This window comes from uncultured Campylobacter sp., assembly GCF_938045405.1.
In the GTDB taxonomy this organism is placed as follows: Bacteria; Campylobacterota; Campylobacteria; order Campylobacterales; family Campylobacteraceae; genus Campylobacter_B.
This window is the reverse complement of record NZ_CALIMW010000139.1, coordinates 1-2962: the sequence shown is the minus strand read 5'-3', so window position 1 is coordinate 2962 and position 2962 is coordinate 1. Positions and strand designations below refer to the sequence as shown.

The 2962-nt window shown below is 50.6% G+C and carries 3 protein-coding genes; 2 read left to right on the top strand and 1 reads right to left on the bottom strand.

Annotated features, from left to right (window positions below; translation table 11 throughout):
* Both Q0140_RS05510 and Q0140_RS05505 read left to right on the top strand, forming a co-directional pair.
* Positions 1-665: hypothetical protein (locus Q0140_RS05510; RefSeq protein ID WP_297962646.1), on the top strand; the 665-nt coding region annotated here is incomplete at its 5' end.
* A complete protein-coding gene (locus Q0140_RS05505) occupies positions 662-1753 on the top strand; it encodes an ABC transporter permease (RefSeq protein WP_297962644.1) in 1092 nt (363 codons plus the stop codon). The genes Q0140_RS05510 and Q0140_RS05505, both read left to right, overlap by 4 nt.
* Positions 1754-1933: 180 nt before the next feature.
* Here Q0140_RS05505 and Q0140_RS05500 read toward each other — a convergent pair whose 3' ends face one another.
* The gene (locus tag Q0140_RS05500; RefSeq protein ID WP_297962642.1) at positions 1934-2716 is read right to left on the bottom strand and encodes a hypothetical protein; all 783 of its coding nucleotides are present in this window, start codon (positions 2714-2716) and stop codon (positions 1934-1936) included.
* Between the last annotated feature and the right edge of the window lie 246 nt (positions 2717-2962).

The following is a 2962-nucleotide window of genomic DNA, read 5'->3' as shown; positions in this document are numbered from 1 at the left end:
TAAATTTTATGCCAGCGCCGTCGCGCAATGGATTTAGAATTTTAAAATTTACGTCCAAGCTGAGCGACGGATCTGAAATTTTAAAATTTATGCGCGCTTTAGCGCGTCTTGCGGACATAGCGCAAAATTTCGTATCGCGGAATGGATTTAATGTTTGCGAGCCGCTTCGCGCTCTGCATCGTGTTTTGCCGAACGCAGACAAAGCCGAAGCAGGGCGCGGATGCGGCATAGCAGAAAAACTGTGCGCAGTTAAGTTTAATCATGCAGGCGGATATTTGAATTCTGCACGGCGCTACATAGCGCGATTTTGTAGCGCAGCTGTACGGCGCGGCTACGAAGTAGGGCGCGAAGAAAAATTTAGCAAATTTGACCTCACGGGCGCGCTTTTAAATTTCATCTCCTTGCTGTCGCGTAAATTTAAACTTGCGCTTTTAAAATTTATGCGCGAGGTGCCGCGCAATCGGTTTGAAATTTTAAAATTTACGCCCAAGCTGAGTAATCGGTTTGAAATTTTAAAATTTATGCTCGCGCTGCATAAATTTAAACCCGCGTCCATTCCGTTTTTAAATTTTATCTCAAATTTCACTCCGCACGCCAGCGCCTCTAAATTTGAAAATGGCGTTAAATTTAAAGATGCCGCTAAATTTAAAAGGGGCGTGCGATGAACGCTCTGCGAAAATCACTGCTTCGAATTCGCGCGCTTATTAAGAAGGAATTTTTGGCGATGTTTCGCGACAAGGGCACGCGCATGGTGCTGATCGTGCCGGTGCTGGTGCAGGCGATCATATTCGGCTACGGCGCAAATTTCACCCCCGAGCAGGTGCGCTACGCAATTTTGGACGACGCCCGCGATGCGACGTCCACCGCGCTGGTACAGCAGATCGCCGCTACGCCGATGTTTAAAACAGATCTTGGCTGCAAAGACCTAGCCTGCCTGCGCCGCGCGGTAAGCGAGGGCGAGGCGATCATCGGGATCTATTTTGGCAGCGATTTTAAGGATACGCATGAGCTTTTGATCATCGCGGATTCGCGCAATACGACCTTGGCAAACACCGTCATCGGCTTCGTGCAGGCCATAGCTGGGGAATACAACGCGCAGCATTTTGTCAATTTAATCAGCATAAATCCGCGCTATGTTTTTAACGAAAACACGATCACGCGCTACACGATCATGACGGGGATGATTTTGGGACTTTCGATGATTCAGGTGCTGATGCTATCGGCGTTTAGCGTCTCCCGCGAGCGCGAGGAGGGGAGCTTTGATATGATGCTGATGACGCCCGCGAACCCGCTTGAGATGCTGATCGGCAAAGCCGTGCCGCCCGTGCTGATCGCGATCGCGCAGGGGCTCGCGCTGTTTTTGATCTGCGTATTTTACTTTGAAATTCCATTCCGCGGGCGCTTTGCGCACCTTTTTGCGATCATCGCGATCTTTAGCGCCTGCAACGTAGGCATCGGCCTCGTGATCTCGACCGTCTGCAAAACCTCGCTACAATCGGTCGTGAGCTCGTTTTTGTTCCTGCTGCCGTGCATTATGATAAGCGGGCTGATAACGCCTGCGGACGCGATGCCGCGGTGGTTTTACTATATCGCGCACCTAGATCCGATGTATTATGCCAACAACTGCATGTGGCGGATCTATCTGGAAGGCGCGGGCCTGGGCGAGCTGTGGCATCTCATCGTGCCGCTGCTGCTGATCGGGCTTGGCACGTTGAGCTTTGCGGCGTCGCTTTTTAGAAATAAGCTGGATTAGGGATTTAGATCGGAATTTTAGTTTAGAATTTTGGCTGGAATTTTACCCTAAATTTTGCGCGTTCGTAGCGGATAAAATTAAATCAAAATTCCGTGTTTCCGCCCGATGCGCCGCGCGTCGCAATAAAATTCCGCACCTTAAATTTTAAAAATTTTGCGAAATTCCATCTTGCGAGTAGAGTTAGAATTTAAATCCGGGGTTGCCCGGGCGTCTTGCGGCGGTCGTATCATCTGCGCTCGCCTTGGAAGCAGGCTTTTTCGCATCGTCCGCGTCCGATTTCTTAAAAGCGGCGAGTTTACTGTAAATGCTCGGTTTTTCGCCGTCCGCGCCTAGCTTGGCGCCGTCAAGCTCGCTAGAATTTTCCGCGCCGCATAACCTTGCGGGGTTGAATTTTATCCACGCTATGATTAGCAAAATCCCCGAAAATGCCGTTACCAGCGACGCTGCGATTAGATACGGCAGCGCGAGGATTACGCCTATTTTAGCTAGCGCGCCCGATACCGCTTCGCAGGGCCACGCCACGGACACCACTATGCCGTAGATTTTAAATAAATCCACGCCGCTAAGTGTGGCTAGGCGGCAGTTTAATACGCCCCAGATTATCACCGCCGCGCACGTCGAAAGGACGTAGAGTAGGGTGTAGAGCAGATCGAGCATCGCGCCATCTTTTAACGCTACTACCATGGCGCAGTAGCACAAAATAGCAACGATCGGGATACTTTCTATCAGCCTATAGGTCTTAACGAAGCGCACGCCTAGTGCCTTTTCTAGGCAAACGAAGCAGTCGTAAAATATCGCTAGCGTCGCTAGTAGCGCTAAAACTCTAAAAATCGCGACCGCGTCCTCGTCTATGCTGCTTACGCCCACCGTGCCGCTTACGCCGATGCCTAGTAAAATCACGGCGCCTAAAATTCCGCGGAATTTCGCCTTGCGAAGCAGACCTTGCTTTGAAATTTCTTTCATTTTTATCCTTTGAATTTTCTAAATTTACGCGCTATCTTGTGGCTTTGCTGCGTGCGGCGACGCTGTGCCGGATGGCGCGGCTTGGACGTTGCAGTTTAGACTTGCAAAAGCGCGCGGTCGCTGCAAAACGAAAGCGCTTCGGCTTAGGCGAGCTTTTCTATCTTGCTCCAAGCTAGCAGGTGCACGATGCCGGTTATTATGAGGGCGGCAAACGGCAGGAGCATTTTAAGCATTACGACGGCAATA